17 protein-coding genes are annotated in these 20,626 nt (G+C 46.5%); 13 read left to right on the top strand and 4 right to left on the bottom strand.

The window, feature by feature from the left end:
• Nucleotides 1-2: 2 nt before the first annotated feature.
• Both MN202_RS17230 and MN202_RS17225 read left to right on the top strand, forming a co-directional pair.
• On the top strand, nt 3-1,259 hold the full coding sequence (locus MN202_RS17230; protein WP_335737383.1) for a glycosyltransferase family 4 protein: 1,257 nt from the start codon (nt 3-5) through the stop codon (nt 1,257-1,259).
• Between the two features lie 2 nt (nt 1,260-1,261).
• Nucleotides 1,262-2,380, top strand: coding sequence for a glycosyltransferase (locus MN202_RS17225; RefSeq protein WP_335737382.1), 1,119 nt, complete (start codon nt 1,262-1,264; stop codon nt 2,378-2,380).
• A gap of 16 nt (nt 2,381-2,396) precedes the next feature.
• On the opposite strand, the gene MN202_RS17220 is transcribed toward MN202_RS17225, so the two are convergent.
• Complete coding sequence (locus tag MN202_RS17220; RefSeq protein WP_335737381.1) at nt 2,397-3,059, bottom strand: aspartyl/asparaginyl beta-hydroxylase domain-containing protein; 663 nt, start codon at nt 3,057-3,059, stop codon at nt 2,397-2,399.
• Between the two features lie 90 nt (nt 3,060-3,149).
• Nucleotides 3,150-3,857, bottom strand: a complete 708-nt coding sequence (locus MN202_RS17215) for a tetratricopeptide repeat protein (protein ID WP_335737380.1) — start codon at nt 3,855-3,857, stop codon at nt 3,150-3,152.
• A gap of 167 nt (nt 3,858-4,024) precedes the next feature.
• Between MN202_RS17215 and MN202_RS17210 the strand changes: the two genes are divergently transcribed.
• From MN202_RS17210 to MN202_RS17175, 8 genes are all read left to right on the top strand, one after another.
• On the top strand, nt 4,025-5,257 hold the full coding sequence (locus MN202_RS17210) for a glycosyltransferase (RefSeq protein WP_335737379.1): 1,233 nt from the start codon (nt 4,025-4,027) through the stop codon (nt 5,255-5,257).
• 282 nt (nt 5,258-5,539) lie between these two features.
• Nucleotides 5,540-7,063: an asparagine synthetase B family protein gene (locus MN202_RS17205; protein WP_335737378.1), complete on the top strand. Its 1,524-nt coding sequence runs from the start codon at nt 5,540-5,542 to the stop codon at nt 7,061-7,063.
• Nucleotides 7,056-8,000, top strand: a complete 945-nt coding sequence (locus tag MN202_RS17200; protein WP_335737377.1) for a polysaccharide deacetylase family protein — start codon at nt 7,056-7,058, stop codon at nt 7,998-8,000. The genes MN202_RS17205 and MN202_RS17200 overlap by 8 nt, the downstream gene beginning before the upstream one ends.
• A gap of 13 nt (nt 8,001-8,013) precedes the next feature.
• Entirely contained in the window at nt 8,014-9,150 is a 1,137-nt protein-coding gene (locus MN202_RS17195; RefSeq protein ID WP_335737376.1) for a hypothetical protein, read from the top strand.
• Nucleotides 9,147-10,235, top strand: a complete 1,089-nt coding sequence (locus MN202_RS17190; protein ID WP_335737375.1) for a GNAT family N-acetyltransferase — start codon at nt 9,147-9,149, stop codon at nt 10,233-10,235. Before MN202_RS17195 ends, MN202_RS17190 begins: the two co-directional genes overlap by 4 nt.
• A gap of 54 nt (nt 10,236-10,289) precedes the next feature.
• A complete protein-coding gene (locus tag MN202_RS17185; protein WP_335737374.1) occupies nt 10,290-11,075 on the top strand; it encodes a serine aminopeptidase domain-containing protein in 786 nt (261 codons plus the stop codon).
• Nucleotides 11,072-11,932, top strand: a complete 861-nt coding sequence (locus tag MN202_RS17180; protein WP_335737373.1) for a hydrolase 1, exosortase A system-associated — start codon at nt 11,072-11,074, stop codon at nt 11,930-11,932. Before MN202_RS17185 ends, MN202_RS17180 begins: the two co-directional genes overlap by 4 nt.
• 7 nt (nt 11,933-11,939) lie before the next feature.
• On the top strand, nt 11,940-13,106 hold the full coding sequence (locus MN202_RS17175; protein WP_335737372.1) for a hypothetical protein: 1,167 nt from the start codon (nt 11,940-11,942) through the stop codon (nt 13,104-13,106).
• A gap of 7 nt (nt 13,107-13,113) precedes the next feature.
• On the opposite strand, the gene MN202_RS17170 is transcribed toward MN202_RS17175, so the two are convergent.
• The gene (locus MN202_RS17170; protein ID WP_335737371.1) at nt 13,114-14,358 is read right to left on the bottom strand and encodes a pyridoxal-dependent decarboxylase, exosortase A system-associated; all 1,245 of its coding nucleotides are present in this window, start codon (nt 14,356-14,358) and stop codon (nt 13,114-13,116) included.
• Nucleotides 14,355-15,947 carry an acyl-CoA ligase (AMP-forming), exosortase A system-associated gene (locus tag MN202_RS17165; protein ID WP_335737370.1) on the bottom strand — a complete coding sequence of 531 codons (1,593 nt, stop codon included), beginning with the start codon at nt 15,945-15,947 and terminating at the stop codon, nt 14,355-14,357. Before MN202_RS17165 ends, MN202_RS17170 begins: the two co-directional genes overlap by 4 nt.
• Nucleotides 15,948-16,098: 151 nt before the next feature.
• On the opposite strand from MN202_RS17165, the gene MN202_RS17160 reads away from it, so the two are divergent.
• Genes MN202_RS17160 through prsT form a run of 3 tightly spaced genes read left to right on the top strand, consistent with a single transcriptional unit; the run spans nt 16,099 to nt 20,444 of the window.
• A complete protein-coding gene (locus MN202_RS17160) occupies nt 16,099-16,341 on the top strand; it encodes an acyl carrier protein (protein WP_335737369.1) in 243 nt (80 codons plus the stop codon).
• 59 nt (nt 16,342-16,400) lie between these two features.
• On the top strand, nt 16,401-17,645 hold the full coding sequence (gene wecC / locus MN202_RS17155) for a UDP-N-acetyl-D-mannosamine dehydrogenase (RefSeq protein ID WP_335737368.1): 1,245 nt from the start codon (nt 16,401-16,403) through the stop codon (nt 17,643-17,645).
• 39 nt (nt 17,646-17,684) lie between these two features.
• Nucleotides 17,685-20,444: an XrtA/PEP-CTERM system TPR-repeat protein PrsT gene (gene prsT, locus MN202_RS17150; protein WP_335737367.1), complete on the top strand. Its 2,760-nt coding sequence runs from the start codon at nt 17,685-17,687 to the stop codon at nt 20,442-20,444.
• Nucleotides 20,445-20,626: the final 182 nt, after the last annotated feature.

Below are 20,626 nucleotides of genomic sequence, written 5' to 3'. Positions count from 1 at the left end.
CAATGAAGATTGGCATTGTAACCACCTGGTTCGAACGCGGCGCGGCTTACGTGTCCAGACAATTTCGGGATGTGCTGGCAAGCGAGCACGATGTATTTATTTATGCCCGTGGCGGTGAAAAATTCGCTATTGGCGATGCAAACTGGGACCTGGACTACGTTACCTGGGCCAAAAAGCCCGCTACCTTTGCCTTTACTGACATTAACCTGGAAGATTTTCAGCGCTGGTTAGTCAGCAACAACATTGAGCTGGTTATTTTTAACGAACAAAAAATCTGGGCACCGGTTATGTTATGCCGTGAGCTGAAGATAAAAACCGGCGCCTACATCGATTACTACACAGAACAAACTGTCGATATGTTTGCGCTGTATGACTTTTTAATTTGCAATACACTTAAGCATCGCAGCGTCTTTGCCTGGCATCCGCAGTGTTTATTTATCCCCTGGGGTACAGATACATCGCTGTATCAGCCCAAAGCCGAGCCAAACGCCGAGCCTGGCGGTGTGACGTTTTTTCACTCTGCCGGCATGAGCCCATATCGCAAGGGCACCGATTTGCTGCTGCAAGCCTTTGCGTTATTAACCGGTGATGCAAAGCTATATTTGCACAGCCAGGTGCCCCTTAAAACGGCATTTCCACAGCTAACTGACAACATTGATGAGCTACTGGCCAAACAACAGCTGTTTATTCACGAAGGCACGGTAGCCGCCCCCGGTTTGTACACTAAGGGCGATGTGTATGTTTACCCGTCAAGGCTGGATGGTATTGGCCTGACAATCCTTGAGGCCGCTTCAGCCGGCTTACCGGTTATCGTGCCGGATTATGGCCCGATGAACGAGTTTGTTTCCGCCGATATCAACGGCCGCACAGTGGCGATAGATAAGCTCTGGGCGCGCTGGGATGGCTATTACTGGCCACAATGCGAAGTTAACATCGCAGCACTGGCAGCGGCCATGCAAAGCTATGTTGATAACGCCAGCAGCATGCCTCAGTACGCCAGGCAAGCGCGGCAATATGCCGAGCAGCACTTTAACTGGCAACACAACAGTGCCGAACTGGCGCAGCGGCTTACTCAGGTCAGGCTCCAATCTGCCGATGCTGTGCGTGGTGCAGAGCAACAGGCGCGTAAATATGATGCCACCCTGTTTCAACGTCACGCTAAATCGGCACGGCAACGTTGGAAGGAGAATTTTGCCGAGCAAAATCCAGTGCTATACCGGCTGTTACATAGCCTGAAATCAGCCCTGAAGCGCGGCTAACCATGCATTTTATCGTATTAGCCCCTAACGACTGGCATGGCCCCTGGATGAACCGACAACACCTGTTCAGCCGCATAGGGTTAACGCACCAGGTAACATACTCAACTGGGCCTTTATATTTCTGGCAACGAAGCAGTACTGCATTTGCGCAAGCGCCGCTGTTTTCACAGTACAAGCATGCTGACAACGTTAGCTTAGTTACGCCATCTAAGCTGATGCTGCGCCTGCCCAAAGTGCCGCTGATCGATCAGGCAGTATGTAAACAGTTTGCCCGCGCCGTTGCAGCTGGCAGTAAGGCGCACAGCTGCTTATACCTGTTTCACCCAGAGTATGCTGACTATATCGAGCATATTGCCCACCACAAGCTGGTTTATCACGCCTACGATGATTTCTCCATGCAAGGTGATTACACATCGCTGGCAGATAAAGAATTGGCACTGCTTACTAAAGCTGATGTGGTTTTTGCCTCCTCACAACGGATCCAACAGCGCCTTGCTGCGTTATCCGGCAGGCAAGACATCGTGTTTCTGCCCAATGGCGTTGACTACGAACTGTTCTCCCAGGCTCAGGCAGAACCCGATGATCTCAAAGCGATCCCACAGCCACGTGTTGCTTATACCGGCTCGATAAACCGTAAAGTTGACCTGGAGTTATTGCTTGAGCTGGCCACACGGCTGCCATCTGTGCACTTTGTACTAATTGGTGCTGTTGGTAAGCTGGATAGCAACGCTACTGTTACTGCGCTTAGTGCACTGCACAATGTGCATTTTCTCGGCGCAAAGCCGGTAAAGACAATTGCCGCCTATATGCAACATGCCGATATTAACATCATGATTTATAAAGCAGACGGCAGCACCTGGGCAATCTCAGGTTATCCCCTTAAGTTGCACGAGTATCTTGCTGCAGGTAAGCCGGTACTTAGCGCACCACTGGATGCGGTAGTTCCGTTTGCATCGGTATTAACGTTGGCAAACAGTGTTGATGAATGGCAAAGCGCAATTGAGCAGCATATAAACGCTCTGCCCGCCCCTGAGCAGGTAGCATCGCGTCAGGCTGTAGCCCGGCAAAACACCTGGGATATGCGTGTCAGGCAAATTCTGCAAACGCTGGAGCTGCTGTAAATAGAAAATTAATTTTCTACTTTGAGATCAGTCCTTTAATTCTATTTTTATACCAGAGAATATTTTTATGGATTTTTCTAAACCTTTCTCTCAACTGCCTGTTCTCTTCAAAATCTTTTGGTAATAGTGCTTTAGCCCAATCATTTAATTGCAGATCTACAATTAGATGAACCCGGCTAATGTCACTGTCATTCATTACTGAATGTGGAAAAGTGAAATCGCCATACCAGCACTCACCTTGCTGCCATTTTCGTCGGACAAAACCAAGTCTAAACTTCACATTTTTATCGGTTCTTATTGGAATGTGTATGCGCAAATAGCCAAAATCAGCTGACTCCACCGGATCATAGTGAGGCAATACTTTACTGCCTGGAGGTAAAGCACTTAAACGCGCCATAAGAATAGGCGCTTTAAACGAATCCAGCACTTTTTGGAAATAAGCGCACTCGTTCAGCACTATGGTAGGTATTGCCGGTTCATCGCCATAACCCAGATCACCTGAGTGATCATAATTCACACGCCCACCAGCATAAATCAAATTAAGCGTTTTCCAATTACCATCATGATATTTTAGTGGATGTGTATACATCTGATGATTTTCTGCTTTTGCCAGATCTTCAAGCAGCAGGTTTGCATCAAAAAAAAATGGAAGACGATGTACAATATTTATATCAAACATACAGCCCTCTAACAATAGACGTTACATATCAAGATTTCAGCACATCAACAATATATGTAAAAACACATGCAGCAAGGTTATAATCAAACCTTACAAATTATGCCCTTGCTGTGCAAGTCTTTGCCTGAGCGCTTGAACGGGATAATTCAGAGCATAAGCTCTTTTGGCATAATCAACTGCGCCGCCAATATTTCCGGCTTCCATTGAATACCAACCTAAAAAATAGTTTAATTCAGCAGAATCATTTTTCAGCAATTCAGGTGCGCTTTGCAAACATTCAATCGCCTGTTCAAGCTTGTTTTCTCGACGTAAGTAGAATGCTAACGCAGTATATGGCAAGGAGTTATCAGGCAGCGTTTGAATTAGTCGGTTTAACACTGCAAAACCATCACGTTTATCACCGGAAGTAATCAGTGCTTTTGCATAATCTATATGAACTTCGGCATACCAAGGGTGTTCTGGCTTAATCTTGTTATAGGTAAATCGAATTTCTAACAAAGCACTTTGCAAATTCGAGTTACGTTCATTACCAATAGTTGAAGCCGCACGTTGCAGCAAAATTAACCCGGCACAATAATGCCAGGCACCGCCCGCCGCTTCGCCAAACTTTCGTGCTTCCGCACTTTGCTGAGGAGTCATGTCTCTAAAAAAGCGTGAATTACGACCGACAATACTGCCTGCATACGCCGTTTTGCAGCGCTTATCCCAGGAATTAAACTCACTCTCCGTCACGCTAAACTCAAAAGCCGCTACATGACATGACGCGAAGAAAAATAGCAAAATTATCCATCGAACCATCGTTGCACTATCCTTGTCCAAAAACGCTTTGAAAAGCAGTATAGCGAGTGACAGGCTTCGATACCACAGTGTTTAAAGGCATTTTTTTTGCACTGGGTGCTCAGGTCTTGCAACCCACTAAATAAACAGTTCTAATATAGACATTTGCAAGCAAACAGGGAGCGTTTGTGTCAAAACACATTTTGTATATCGCATTCCATTTTCCGCCGATTCAAATTAGCAGCGGAGTGCATCGTAGCTTGGCGTTTAGCCGCTATTTTGCTGAAAATGGTGAGCATGTTACTGTGCTTACAGCAGACAAAAAAGCTTATCAACATTACGATGACAAGAACGAGAATTTAGTACCGTCCAGTGTCAAAGTGGTTCACGCTTTTGCCAGAGATTCTGCCCGCCATTTTTCTATAAGAAAAAGATATTTTGGTTTTTTAGCGCTGCCCGATAGATGGCAAAGTTGGATTTTTGGTGCTTTTTTTAGCGGGCTAAAAATAATACTTAAACAAAAACAAGATGTTATAATTAGCACCTACCCTATAGCCTCCGCTCACATCATTGGTTATTTACTGCATAAAATCACCGGCACCACATGGATTGCTGACTTACGCGATCCCATGCTGCAAAAAGAATATCCAGAGAGCAAAGCAAACAAAAAGATATTTTCCTGGATAGAACGAAAGTTAATAAAGCATTGTAAACATATTATTCTCACCAGCCCAGGCGCGGTTGCTCTGTATAAAGAAAGATATCCAGATGTACCCTCTTCAGTTTGGCAATTATTCCCTAACGGTTATGACGAAAAGCTTTTCTCTCAGGCTCAAGCTAACGAAACGCATAAAAATGCGAAAGATATATGTTTGGTTCACAGCGGTACTATTTACCCTTTAGATAGAAACCCAAAGCATTTATTTATTGCGATTTCAAAATTAAAAAGTGAGAAGCCAGAGATAGCATCACGACTGCACATCGTATTGCGGGGTTCCGGACATGATCATCTATTTATACCCATGATTAAAGAATGCAATATACAAGACATTGTTTCATTGCAACCATCATTAAATTATGTTGAGGCAATCAACGAAATGTTGTCAGCTGATGCATTATTATTACTGCAAGCCAGCAGCTGCAATTACCAAACCCCGGCAAAAGCATACGAGTATATAAGAGTTCAAAAGCCAATTCTTGCGCTAACGGATGCAGAAGGCGACACGGCTGATTTAATAAAGCAAAGCAACATGGCTGAGATTGCACCTTTAAACAACAGCGAAATGATTTTAGAATCAATAATCAAGCTTGTTTATAGTATTGACAACAACTGTTACCAGGCACTGCCGTTAGAGCAGATTGTTAAGTTTTCACGCCAATATCAAGCTGAGAAACTTCATAACCTGATATTACAGCTTTAAACTCATTCATAGCGTAAGGATTACCTAATGAACTGGCGATGTGACACAGAGACCAATAACGGCATCAATAGTATAAAACTTAGTAAGATAAATGTATTAAATCTGAGCTTGAGTTTTATCCAGCCTGTTAAACTTCAAGAGTCTGCGCATGACTTCATTATCATAGTTGACCGATTAAGACTTTATAATAAAGATTACTCGGATTTAGATACATTAAACGAACTACTACACTCGCACAGAGATGATCTAGAAAAATTACCAAGCCAGATTGCCGGATTTTTTTTGTTGCTTTTTGTCGAAAAATTAACCGGCAATGTAAGCATCATAAACGACCATGTTGGCAGCATTCCTTGCTATATTGACCAGCGCGATGACGGCGTCTTATCAATCAGCGATAGTATGCATCTGTTGCCAAACCTTGCCAGCGGCGCTGACCTCAACCCCCAGGCACTGTTTAATTATGTGTTTTATCACTGCATCCCCTCTCCCATCAGCATTTATCAGGGCATTAGCAAGCTTGAACCCGGCGTACTGGCTAGCATAACCCGCAGCGAATCGCTCAGGCAGCAGAATTACTATGCACCGGCATTTACGCCGTCAAACGACAGTTCTGAACAATTGATGCAACGCTGTCATACGCTGATTTCTGACGCAGTGCGGCGCAATATGGCAGAAGATTGCGCCGCGTTTCTAAGTGGCGGTCTGGATAGTTCGACTGTCGCAGGCATGCTGGCTAAACATCAGCAACAGCATGGCCTAAATGCAAAAACCTATTCTATTGGCTTTGAAGCCAAAGGTTATGACGAAACCGAGTATGCATTAATTACCGCCAAGCATTTTAAAACCGAGCATAAAGTTCATTATTTGCAACCCGATGAAATTGCCAGCCACTTTACCAAAGTAGCCGGCTATTTTAATGAGCCGTTTGGAAACTCGTCAGCTATGGCGGCCTATATTTGTGCCCAGGCCGCTAAAACAGATGGTGTTAAAGTAATGCTAGCCGGTGATGGCGGTGATGAAATATTTGCCGGTAATGAGCGCTACGTAAAACAAAAAGTATTTCAGCGTTTTGCTGCCCTGCCCGGCCCGTTACAAAAGTTACTGAGCCTGAGTTTAGATAACCATCTGGCAGACAAGGTCCCGCTGCTAAAAAAAGGTAGCAGCTATGTGCGGCAGGCTAAGGTGCCTCTGCCGGACCGGTTAGACAGCTACAACTTCGTCAACTGTTTCAATTTAACCCAGATGTTCAGCTCAGATTTACTGTCGCAGATTGATCCAGAGCTGCCTGCAGCACAAAAGCGCGCACGCTATAACGCCTGTGTCTCTGATGACGCGGTCGATAAAATGATGTATCTGGACTGGAAGTTCACTCTGGCCGATAACGACTTTGTTAAGGTTCGCCAAATGTGCCAGCTGGCAGGCGTTGAAGTACGCTTTCCGCTGATAGAAAAGGAGTTAGTTGATTTTAGCTGCACTGTCGCTGCCGATATAAAAGTACCCGGACAAAAGCTACGCGATTTTTATAAAAACAGCTTTCGCGGCTTTTTACCTGATGCCACCCTTAGCAAAAGTAAGCACGGCTTTGGTTTACCCTTTGGTGTCTGGATGAAACAGCGGCCCGATTTACAACGTATCGCGCTTAATGCTCTGCAGCAATTTAAACAGCGTAATATTTTGCAAGCGTCGTTTATTGATCAGGCAATACATACCTTTGAAAAAGGCCATGCCGGCTATTACGGCGAACTGGTATGGATACTGGTAGTACTGGAACTTTGGCTGCAACAGCATGGAGCAGCGAATGCTTAGCGCTCTGCTGCATAACAGCCTGCAACTGGCAGGTAAGATGCTGGGAAGCAATAAACTCAGTATTCTGATCTATCATCAGGTACTGGCCAGCCCCGACCCTATGCGCCCAAGTGAACCAACCGCAGCGGTATTTGACTGGCAAATGCAGCTTCTTAGCCGGTATTTTACGCCATTGTCACTTGATCAGGCACTTACGCATTTACAAACAGGCAGTTTACCGGCCAATGCAGTGTGCGTTACCTTTGATGATGGTTACGCAAATAACCTTACCGTAGCACAACCAATCCTTGCCAAATATGGCATACCGGCCACAGTGTATGTGGCAACAGGCTTCAGTGATGGCACTAACATGTGGAATGACCGGCTAATCCACCTGTTTGCAGAGCCGGAACGGCAGCAATTACAGCTTGATGGTGAATTGCTGCAACTTGGCGACTGGCAAAACCGGCGTAATCAGGCGCAGCAGTGGTTAAAAAACTTAAAGTACCTGCCAATTGCAGAGCGATTGCAGAAAATTGACCAGTTTTATCGGCAAAACAGCATCCGGGAGCAAGCTGCATTAATGATGACTCCGGCGCAAATACAACAGCTGGCAAAATACGGTATTACCATTGGCGCTCATACTGTTAATCACCCTATTTTAAAAGTACTACCGACCGAACAACAGCGGCAGGAAATCAGCGAGTCCAAGCATCAGCTTGAAAGCTGGTTAGATAAGCCAGTACTACATTTCGCCTATCCTAACGGTGTAGAGGGTGTCGATTTCGACGATACAACAGTGGCGCTGGTAAATCAGATTGGTTTTAACAGCGCTGTGGTAACTAATTGGGGCGTTTCAAACGCTGACACACCACTGTTGAAGTTAAAGCGCTTTACCCCATGGGATAGAACAGCTGCAAGATTTCATATGCGGTTGATAAAACAATTTATACAATAGGAATCGCTTGATTATGTCAAACACCAGCGCAGTGCTTGTGATAGGTTTATGTAGCCATGGGCTTGCTGTTACAAGGGCCCTGGCCAAAGAAGGCGTTACCGTTTTTGCCGTAGAGCAAAACAACGCCCTTCCTGGAGTGATTACCAATAGTGTCAGCCAACTATTTTCAGTAGACAGCTTCTCGGCAACCGATCTGGTTCCTGCCCTGCTGCAGATACGTCAGCAATTAAAAAAGTGGGACAAAGTAGTGCTTATGCCAACCAACGACAATCACGTTAAAATTGTCGGTGAGGCGTTAGAAAAATTGCTACCCAATTATTTATTAAGCTGGTCTGCCTGCGCAACACACATACTTAATTTACAGAAAAAAGATTTTTTAGAGTCCGCAGCCAGAGAACAACAAGTCAATTACCCAAAGAGTGTAGTTTTCAACAGCTTGAGTAATATTGATGACGTAGTGAGTACGATGCAGTTTCCGATGATCTTAAAGCCCGTTAAGCCGATGTCATCATTCAAAACCATCATCGTTCAAACGGTTAAAGATTTAGCAACGCAACTTGAAACTTATCAGCACGATTTTCCTATCGTCGGTCAGGAATTCATCGCCGGTGGAGACAATACGCTGTTTTTTGCCGAAATGTTACTGGATAACGGCACCGTGGTGCAAAATTTAACCGGCCGAAAAGTCGCATCGCACCCGCCGGCACAAGGCCAGGCAACTATTGCAGAGATCCACGCAAATGAAAGCGTTGCGATGTTGGCGGAGAAATTTATCGCACCTTACAAGCTATCGGGACCTGTCGCAGTTGAATTTAAAATGGCACCTGATGGTAGTTTTTGGCTGATCGAACCGACTGTAGGCCGAACCGAATTCCTGGTCGAGTTAATAATCTCAGCGGGCTACAATCAGCCATATCAAGAGTTTCTAATCGCATTGGGCATGCCAGCTCCCTGCTATACCAACTTAACATCAACAATTTGGTTTGATTGTGAGCGTGCCCCGCTGAGTTTTGTTAAAACGTGCTGGGACCAGAAAACCTTGCGGCCATTTGGAAAGAAGCCAGCTTTCACCTACTTCGCACTGTCAGATCTGCGGCCGTTTCTTAAGGCATCCCTATCGCTGTTGAAACGGGTTATGTTTAAATCATGAGTGAACGGCGTTTGTACACCACCCAAGTTTATCCTGCAAACGAGGCTCTGCCAGAGCATTTGCAAGCCTGGCTTAAGCAGCATAGCGCGCATTCGATTTACTCAACTTATGAGTGGTTCTGTTCTCTTAGCCAATTTAAAAAGCAGCATCAGGAGACTGCAGCGATAAACTATTACTGGTTTTTTATCTTCGACAACGCTGCGCCGTGCATCGCAGTCGCGCTGGAGCAAGACAAGACGAAGCTTAAAATTATCACTAATTTTTATACGCCGTTTTGCGATATTTTTTTTGATGCCTCAGTGTTAAACCATTCGCAAGCCTGGTCAGAGTTACTTAACCAACTCATAAGCAACAACGATAAGTGGTTGAGTCTGGAAGTGTCGCCGTTGTATCCAGAGCAGTTCAATACGCTGTCAGATGCAGCAAAGGATTTGCCTGTAGCACTGTTTCAATACAGCTATTCAGTGAATTATCGCAGCAGCTTTACCGATTTCGCCTCCTATTGGGCCGGCCGTTCATCAAAGCTACAAAATACCTATCAAAGACGCTTAAAAGCGCTTACCAAGCAACATTTCAGGCTGGAAGTTCACAGCACCGTCTGCGATAAAATCAAACAGATTTACTGGCAGATTTATCAGCAAAGCTGGAAAGTAAAAGAGCCTTCAGAGGATTTTATTAACTGGCTTATCGATTGGGCTGCTGACCAACACAAGTTGCAACTGGGCATCTTGTACATAAACGATGTTCCGGCCGCATTTCAACTCTGGTTGCTAGAAGGTAAAACGGCATCAATTTATAAGCTTGCACAAGACAAACAGTTTGATGCGTTTTCACCCGGTACAGTATTAACGAAACAGATGATAGAGCAATTATCACAGCATCACGGTGTGCGTACTATTGATTTTTTACTAGGCAATGATGACTTTAAATCGCTGTGGATGGATTGTAAAACCAGCGTCAGCGGTGTCGAAATAATTAATCAACGAAGCTTGAAAGGTAAAGTGGTAGCACTGGGATATAAGCTCCGTGATGTGATAAAACAAAACACCCGAATAAGCTTTCATCGCGGAAATATTAATAAATAAATTATTGGCATAAGAATGAACACAGCCCTACTTTTGCAAAGCGGATTTTACCCGATGAAATCGGGCCCTTTGTTTCTGCACGTTGCCAAAGGGTCGAACGATAATACCGCCGTTGTTATCCTGCCGCCCTTTGCTGAAGAGATGAATAAAGTCAGGCATTTGCTAAGCGATACGATGCGCAAACTGGCCGCCGCAGGCCTTAGCTGTTTTATGCTGGATAATTATGGCACCGGTGACAGCGAAGGCGATTTAGATACCGCCACTACGACTATCTGGCGCGAAGATCTGCTGCAACTGCTTAGCAAGCTGCGTGATGAGGGTTTTGAGCAGGTTAGCTTTATTGCCGTGCGCTTCGGCACCCTGCAGCTGTTTGACCTGTTAAACCAGCATGAACTGCCGCTGACAACAAAACAGCTGGTGTTGTGGCAACCAATGTTTGATGTAACCAAATTTTGGCAGCAATTTGCCCGCATTAAAGTGGCCGAAGCAATGGCAAGTGGGGTGAAATTAAACCAAAAAGAACTGGAACAGCAGCTTAACGACGGACACAGCCTGGAAATTGGCGGCTATCCAATAAGCCCGGATTGGTATCACAGCCTGCTGCAAATGCAATTTAACCTGCCTGTCGTACTACCACAATTTAGCTTGAGCTGGTTTGAGACCTCACAGCTGGACAACATAGCCATACCGGTACAAAAAATGCTGCAACAACTGGAACAACAGCAAAAAGTTAATTTTGTGCAGCTAAACGCGGAGCCCTACTGGCAAACAGTGGAGTTGGCCAGTGCAGATGCACTTATCACACTAACGGTGCAACAATTAACCGCAGGTGCAGCATGACAGAGCGTTATATCAGCCTAGCCAGTGGCAATGCCTCCCTCAGTGCGATTTTACACACGCCAACGAATACCCAGCCCAGCCAAACCGGGGTACTTATCATTGTTGGCGGCCCACAATATCGGGTCGGCAGCCATCGGCAGTTTGTCAAACTCAGCCGCTATCTTGCCGACAATGGCATAGCGTCAATGCGGCTGGATACCAGCGGCATGGGTGACAGCAGCGGTAGCAAAGCGGCATTTTATCAGCAAGATAATGATCTTGAGACGGCAATAACAGCCTTTATGCAGCACAACCCGCAGCTGAAAAACCTGGTACTGTGGGGGCTGTGTGATGCCGCCAGTGCGATTTTAATAAAGCTTAATAAACCCGACCCGCGCATAGCTGGCGTAGTGTTGCTTAACCCCTGGGTACGGCAGCAGCATAGCCACGCTGAGGTTATGCTAAAGCACTACTATTTAAAACGCTTATTCAGCCGTCAGTTCTGGCAAAAGATGTTTGGCGGTGGTGTGGCTTTGCGCCACAGCTTAAAAGACATTTGGCAAACCCTGCAGCAACGCAAAGCAAAACACAGCCGTACTGCGTCGACACCTGAGGCCAATGAACAAAATTATGTCCAACTGATGCTGCAGGGTTGGCAACGCTATCAGGGCAAAACGCTTCTGATCACCAGTGGCAACGATTTAACTGCTCAGGAATTTCTCTCTCTTTGCCAGCACGATGATAGCTGGCGCAGCTTACTGTCATCAGCCCAACACTGCCACATTAATGATGCGAACCATACTTTTTCTACTTTGTTGTGGCGCCAGCAAGTAGAGCAGCTAACATTTCAATTCGTTCAACAATTACTATCAAAATAGGCAGACGATGAAAAATCTTACTCTCAAACTGCTGTTGTATTACTTCATCGTAGCCGGCATTGCGGCACATCTGTTATTGCTGGTTGTACTTGTTAAAGATCGGACTTTAATACCCGTCGTTAAGGAAAAGTTAGTTAACTTTGTCGTCGGCTCTGAGGCAGATGCGCCTGCATTATTACCATCAACTGAGCAAATACACGCTGATATTGCTGCGGTATTCACCCCGTGGCAAGCCGATAATAAAAACTACCCTGAACGCTATGGCGTTTGGGTAAACAATCAGCCTTTTGACAGCTTGCCACTTGCCGTAGCAGCGCTTAACCACGGCGATACTTTGCATATTGGCAGCGGCGTTTATGACAACGCATTCAAAATAAGCAAAGATGACATCACCATTATTGGCTATGGCCATGTTGTATTTGAAAAAGGTAGCGTGAATGGTAAGGGCTTTATACTGGCCACCGGCAACAATCTGACAGTGCACAATATCGAATGCCGCTACATTAGCGTTCCCAGTAAGAATGGCGCCTGTATAAGGCTTGAAGGTTTAGGTTTAACGCTGAATAAGGTCTATTTTCACTCGAGTGAAGAAGGCATTCTGGAAACAGCCTCAAAGCCCGGTAATATATACATAACCAATAGCCGGTTTGAACTACTGGGTAAAGCCGGTCAGGCTCATGCCATGTACCTTAACAAGGCAAATTTGTTTTTTAGTAATAGTATTGTTGTGGCGTCTAAAGATCAGGGGCATGGTATTAAAAGCCGCGGTGCGGTAACGGTAATAGAAAACAGCATCCTTGCCGGCCTTAGCGCCCAGGACAGCCGTCTGGTTGATATATCCAACGGCGGCAAGCTCAGCATTAAGGGCTCAGTGCTACAGCAAGGCCCCTTTTCGGCGAACCATCAGGCTATTGGTTATGGCCTGGAAGGGATTAAACACAGCGAAAATGCGGTGAATATTTCCGACAATGTATTTATTCTCGAGCGCCAGGGCAGCAACCTGCTTTACAAAGCACACGATGCAGCGCCACCGGCGCAGATCGTCAACAATATGATTGTTGGGGCAGATAGCCGCGACAACGACAACTTTCATTTTGCTAACAGACAAAAAGCCGGCCTGGCTGCATACCCGCTGTTACCCGCGCTGTTATGCGACAGCGGGCAAAAATGTTAAGGCTAACTTACAGCAATATTTCTGCCACGGCCGGATGGCCGAGAAAGTCTTGCGGGCTGGCTGTTGGGCCATAGGCGCCAGACTGATACACCACTACCCAATCGCCCACGTCTGCAACGGGTAAACTGACTTTATCCGCCAGAATATCCAGCGGCGTGCATAGCGGCCCAACTATCGTGACCTGCTCTGTGGTGTCGCTGCTTAACCTGTTACCTATTGCCACCGGATAATTTTTGCGGATCACCTGGCCAAAATTACCTGAATTCGCCAGGTGATGGTGCAAGCCGCCGTTACATACCAGATAAGTGCTACCGCGTGAGACTTTTTTATCCACTACCTGACAGGCATATACCCCGGCTTCTGCTACCAGATAGCGGCCCAATTCGATTACCAGTTCTATATCTTTTAGCTCAGCATCATATTGTGTTAGCAGTTGCCGCAAGGACTGCCCCACCGCTGCCAGCTCTAAACGTTTTTCACCGGCAAAGTAAGGCACACCAAAACCGCCGCCCAGGTTGATTAAATTGGGCCGGTACGGGCACGCCGCGACCAGTTTTGCCGCCAGGGCAAAGGTATGCTGGTGCGCTTCTATTAACGCCTCGGGTTTAAGGTTTTGTGAGCCGCAAAATATATGAAAACCACGCAATTTAACCGCCATAGCGCCAATATCAGCTAACAGCTCAAAAGCCTGTTCTTCATCTATGCCAAAAGGCTTAGCACCACCGGCCATTTTCATGCCGGAGGCTTTTAGCTCAAACGCCGGGTTTATCCTAAGTGCCACCTGAGGTGTCAGCTTAGTTTTTTCGCCAAGTTTAACTATGCGCTTAAGCTCACCAGCCGACTCAACATTTAACGTAACGCCGGCAGTAATGGCGCTAAGCAGTTCAGCATCGGTTTTGCCGGGACCGGCAAAGCTGATATCAGTGACCGGCATACCGGCTTGCAATGCCAGCAGCATTTCTTTTTGCGATGCCACATCAAAGCCATCAACCTGGCTACGCAAATGCTGAACTACCGGCCAGTAAGGGTTAGCTTTAATGGCATAATGCAGTTTTATACCCGCGGGAATAACTGCGCGAAAGCGTTGCACCTGCTTAGTGATCACGCTGCGGTCATAGGCATAAAACACAGATTTGCCCAGCATAGCGCCAATTTGTTCCAGCCGGTAACCGCCAAGCATTAACTGGTTATCGCATTGCTCAAACTGATCCATCCGCTCGTGTACAACTTTTACACTTTCAACACTGCTCATCTGCCACTCACTTGAAAATAATCACGGTATTGCTCGGACAATAACTTACGGTCAATTTTACCGTTAGCATTTTTAGGTAATGTCTGCTGCAGCAATAACACTTTGGGTTGCATAAAATTTGGCAAACTACGCTTTAATTGCAACTGCCAGGCGGCCAAATCAGGCTCTGCTCCAGCTTTACAAGCCAGTAGTACCACTATGGCCTGCTCCAGCTCCGGATGTGGTACGCCAATCGCCGCGACATCTACCAGCTCAGGGCTTACTGCATACACCGCTTCTTCTACTTCGGTTGGGCTGACACGGTAACCCGAGGTTTTAATCATTTCATCGCGCCGGCCAATAAAGTACAGGTAACCTTCTTCATCGTAGCGCACGGTATCACCGGAAAACACCGCAAGCTGTGGCAATTGTATGCCTTTAGGTGCAACCGGGTCTGGTTTAAAACGCTCTGCGGTTTTTTCCGGCGCATTCCAGTAACCCAAACTGACCAGCGGACCGCGATGTACCAGCTCGCCAGGCTCATTTGGCCCGCACAGACTGCCATCTTCACGTACTACGACAATTTCGGCATTCGGAATAGCCTTGCCCATAGAGCCCGGCCGCTGCTGTAGATCAGCCGGCGGTAAATAGGTCGAACGAAATGCCTCAGTTAAACCGTACATCAGATAAGGTTCGGCGTTGTGGAAAATCTGTTGCAGTTGCTGCAGCAAAGGCTGTGGCATAGCCCCGCCGGAGTTGGTCAGATAGCGTACGCTATCTGCAGTGCCATCCGTCCAGTTGGCTTTGGCCAATTGGGCCCACAACGGCGGCACAGCGGCAATGCCGGTAACGCCATGTTGCGCTACGGTGCGCACCACGTCCTGCACAAGAAAAAAGTCCAGCAGTACCACACTGGCGCCGGTTAAAAAGGCCGTGGTTAACTGGCTTAAGCCATAGTCAAAACTCAGCGGTAGTAACGCCAGCAATACGTCATCACAGCTGTTGGCCAGATAACTGGAAACACTTTGCGCCCCGACTAACATATTACGGTGCGATAACACCACACCTTTGGGTTTGCCGGTGCTGCCAGAGGTATACAGTATCGCCGCCATATCGGCATCTGTTGCATGCGGATACTGGCGCAATTCAGCGTTAGTCTGGCTGTAAAATGGTTTGATTTGCAAATGACCCGTGGCCGCAGTGTCGCAAGCAGCCGTATCGGTTAACAATACTGTGTGTAAATCGGGGCACTGCTGTAACTCATGCTGCAATGCCGCCAGCCGTTCGCTGCTGGTTATCAGCAAACGTACATTACAGTCGCGCAAAATGTGCGACACCTGGGCGGCCTTTAAAGCCGGATTGACTGGTACAAACACAGCGCCGGCACAAGATGCGGCAAACAAACCAAACACGGTTTCAAATTGTTTTGGCAAATATACCGCAACGCGTTCGAAACGGCCGATCCCAGCTTGCTGCAGCTGTATCGCAGCGGCAATAACGCCCTGATACAATTCAGTATAAGTTAATGTCTGCTGCTTAAAGTACAACGCCGGACGTGAAGCGTACTGCTGTGCTGACTGGCTGATAAGTTCATGAATATTTTTGGTCATAACATCCTTCAGACCTTGCGCTTTTATTCCCTTTGTGTGCAATAATAAAACAGTTTTGCAAAAAAACCGACTGTAATTTGCCGCTTTTTACCGAAGTGGCATGTCGTGGATGTAAAGCAGGGAATTTGGTTCGTTATTTAAGGAATGCAACATGTCTCACCAGCAGTTACTCGCAGATATACTTCGCAGCGTTTTACAGATAGATAAACAATTCAACGACGACACCTTATTACTTGGCGCTATAGCTGAGTTTGATTCTATGGCTGTTATTGCGGTGATTACCGAACTGGAAGACCAATTGGGCATAGTGGTAAACGACGATGAAATCTCTGCCGAGGTGTTTGAAAGCTTTGGTCAGTTACGTAAGTTTATCGAGCAAAAGCAAGCGGCCTGATTCGCCATCATCCTGGTGGAACCACAAATTAGTACGGCAATAGCGCTATAGGAAACAGTATGCATACATTCTCACGGGTTTCAGTTATCGGTTTAGGTTATATAGGTTTACCCACAGCTGCAGTTATTGCCTCGCGTGGCGTTGACGTACTGGGTGTAGATGTATCCGAGCACGCGGTTAATACCATTAATCAGGGTAAAATTCATATCGTTGAACCTGATTTAGATATGCTGGTACAGGCCGCCGTAACTACCGGAAAACTTAAAGCTTCATTAACGCCAGAACCGGCAGAAGCCTTTATGATTGCCGTACCCACACCGTTTAAAGACAATAAAAGCCCGGACTTAAGTTATATCCGCGCCGCAGTCGAAAACATTGCGCCGGTTATCAGCAAAGGTAATTTAATCGTGCTGGAGTCCACCTCTCCGGTTGGCACTACCGATCAAATTTCTGCCTGGCTGGCCGAGCTACGCCCCGATTTAATCATGCCGCATCAGGATCCTGATAAAGCCGATGTGTTTATAGCCCACTGCCCGGAGCGGGTATTACCGGGACGGGTATTACAAGAGCTGGTCAGCAATGACCGCATTATTGGCGGCATTACCGAGCGCTGTGCGGCCCGGGCCGTTGATTTATATCATTTATTTGTCCGCGGCGAATGTCTGCTAACCAATGCCCGCACCGCAGAGATGGCCAAACTGACCGAAAACTCATTTCGCGATGTCAATATCGCTTTTGCCAATGAGTTATCAATGATTTGTGACCATCTTAAGATCAATGTCTGGGAACTGATTAAACTGGCCAATCGCCATCCCAGGGTCAATATCTTATTACCTGGCCCCGGTGTCGGTGGCCACTGCATAGCCGTTGACCCCTGGTTTATTGTTGACTCGGCGCCCGAGCAGGCGCAAATCATCCGTAAAGCTCGCGAAATTAACGATAGTAAACCACACTATGTGGCAGACAAAATTAAACAAGCGGCGGATCAGTTTAAAAAGCCGGTTATTGCTTGTTTAGGGTTGGCATTTAAAGCCGATATTGACGATTTACGGGAAAGCCCGGCGCTGGATATTGCCATGTCGCTGATACGCGATAATGTTGGTGAAATATTGCTGGTAGAGCCGAATATCAAGCAACTGCCAGCCAAATATGCGGCACATGCCGACAAGTTAACACCGCTGCCGCAGGCGTTAGAGCGCGCCAATGTGTTAGTGGTGCTGGTTGATCATAAGCAGTTTAAAACCTTGCACCCGGCTGATGTTGCGACCAAGGTAGTTATAGATACCAGAGGCATCTTCGGCTAAGAAACCAAGCTTATATTTCCATTACAGGGAGCGTATAACATGAACAAAAAAACCCTTTTAGCCAGTGCTTTGTCACTGGCTTTACTTTCTGGCTGCGGCACTAAAGATGCCGCAGAACATTATACTGACGCACTAAATTATATTAATCAGCAACAGTATGATGCTGCCGTTATCGAGTTAAAGTCAGCAATTCAGCAAACCCCGGAAAATAGTGAATATCGCTTTACTCTGGGCACTTTGTATTTACAAATTGGTGATGTACATTCTGCCGAAAAAGAACTGCAACGCGCCCTTGCCGGCGGCAAAGCCTTGACTGATGTCGGTTTACCACTGATCCGCGCGACTTATCTGGCTACCGACTATGCCGCAGTTTTAGCACTGTTTGCCGACACCCCCGCCATACCGGCAGAGATAGCAGATTACGTCACCTTATACAAAGCTATGGCAGAGCTGGAGCTTGGCTCTGTCGACGATGCATTAAACCTGTTTTCAAGCGTCGCAGATAGCGAAAAAACCGGCGTTGCCGCCTATGCGCAGGCGAACTTGCTGATCCCACAGAGTAAATACCAGGAAGCTTTAGACCTGTTAGAATCAGTCACGCAAGACTACCCACATCAGCAGGAAGCGCTTTATCTCAAAGCTAATTTGCTAATAGCCCTGACCGAAGACGAAAAAGCCTATACCGAGCTAAACAACTATATTAAGTTGCAACCCAGGCAATTCAAAGCCCGGCTACAAGCTGCACAACTGGCGGTTAAACTGGAAAAATACAATGAAGCTAAAAGCCAGTTAAAAACCATCTTCGCTGCTTCTCCTGATCAACCGCTGGCAAACTACCTTGCTGCAGTTACGGCAATGCATGAAGAAGATTACACCGCTGCTAAAGAATATGTAGAAAAAGCCCTGAATAAAGGCTACAGAACTACACAGGCCAGAATTCTGGCTGCCGTTACCTCGATCAAATTAGGCCTAGAAAGTCAGGCGCTGCATCATTTAACAAGTATTGAGCAACATCTGCATGGCTTTCCTCAACTGCAGCGCATATACATTGCCCTGCAGCTTAAAGAAAACAAAACTGACACTGCGCAGCAAGAACTGTTAGACATGCAAATGAGTGACGAAGATATTCGTCTGGTAGCGGGCACCGCGCTTAATTTAGTGAAACAAGGTAACAATGCTGCTGCACGCGAACTGATTGCCAAGTACGAAAGCAGCATGTCAGATGCCGCACAAAGCCTGAGTGCGGTAGGACAACTTAAAATGTCGATCCCCGGCGAAGAACTAGCCGCTATCCGTGACCTGGAGCAAGCGTTATTGCTTGCACCTGACATGCATCAAACCAGATTGGTGCTGGTTGCCAGTTACCTGAAAAACAATCAGTTTGACCAGGCAGAGCAACTTGCCGACACCTGGCTTGCGAATCCGGAAACCGCTAATTTGGGCTATAACGTTAAAGCCTATAGCAGTTTACTGCAAAAAAATATTGCGGATGCCGAGCAATGGTTAAGTAAAGCGGCCGAATCTGAAGCCGACAACCCGCTGACGTTAATGCTGCAGGCTGCGATTGCTAAACAGCAAAACAATAAGCAATTGGCTGCCAAACTTACCGGCACCATCTTGCAAAAAGCCCCCGACTATATCCCTGCTATACGTCTGGCCTATATGCTGGCAAAGGAAGACAACAACACAGCAGCAGTGCTGGCATCAACAAAAAAGGCTGAGCAGGCCAATCCCGGCAATTATGTGTTGAGGCTTACACTGGCCAGAATGTTGTTAACTGAATCTCAGTTTACTGAAGCCAGTAAGTTATTAGAGCAGCAGCCTCCCCTGTTAAGTGACCGGCAGGCTTCACATTGGGTTATGCTGATTGACTTAGCACTAAAACAAAATAAACCTAAAGATGCGCTGCGTATTAGCCAGAGCTGGTTTGAACAGCAACCCAATATTGCCCAGCCAGGGTTAACCTATGCCAATTTACTGCTGCGGCAACAACTACCGCAGGACGCGTTACGCACGTTAAACCTGTTGAAGAATAATCACGCCGGCCATGTTCAGCTAACACTACTGACAGCGGCCGCACTGGAAATGCTAAAGCAATATGACGCAGCATTAGCCGAGATCAATAGCCTGCCAGCCAGCGTCTCTGACACTGCCCTGACTTTGGCGCTTAAAGGTCGTTTGTTATTGCTATTAGAAAAACCAGCACCGGCACTGGAGGCTTTGCTTGGCAGCTATGATAAGGAGCCAGTAAACTCCACCGCTACCCTTATTGCTGATTTATATGCTAAAGAATATTCGCTACGTAAAGGTATTGAATTTATAGAGCAACATATCGCTAAAACCGAGCCGACGGAAATGCTGATGTCTTACTATGCCAATATGCTGGTGTCATCAGATCCGCAAAAATCGCAGCAAATTTACAGCACATTGTTAAACACCTATGCAGAAAATTTTATACTGCTGAATAACTATGCCTGGTTGTTGCTGCAAAACAAAAATTACGCTGAAGCCATCACCTACGCCGAAAAGGCTATTGCTCTGGCACCAGATAACCCTGATGTGCTTGACACTTACGGCGCGGCACTGTTGCGGACAAACAAAACCGAAGAAGCGTTAATACAACTGGAAAAAGCCTACAAACTGAAGCCCGACAGTACAGACATTAAACTGATCTATGCAGAAGCCTTATTAACAGCCAAGCGTAGCGATGAAGCCAGAGTTATTCTTGATACTGTAAACAGTGCAGATAGAGAGGTAAAACGTAAAGTTGAAGCGCTACAGCAACAAGCAAGCAATTAAGGTTAAGCTGTAAAACACCGCAAGCGGATACTGTGTGATCCGCTTAGTTTTTTAATTATTTCAACACCATGTACTAAATTGCAGACATAAAAAAGCCGGAATATCCGTAATGCCGGTCAGTTAAGCTGACCGGCATTTTTCTTTTTAACGGGATACTTAAGTTTGCTCGATTTAACACTTCT

It is taken from the genome of Rheinheimera muenzenbergensis, assembly GCF_036984005.1.
Classification (GTDB): Bacteria; Pseudomonadota; Gammaproteobacteria; order Enterobacterales; family Alteromonadaceae; genus Alishewanella; species Alishewanella muenzenbergensis.
This window is presented reverse-complemented; position numbering and strand designations above follow the sequence as displayed.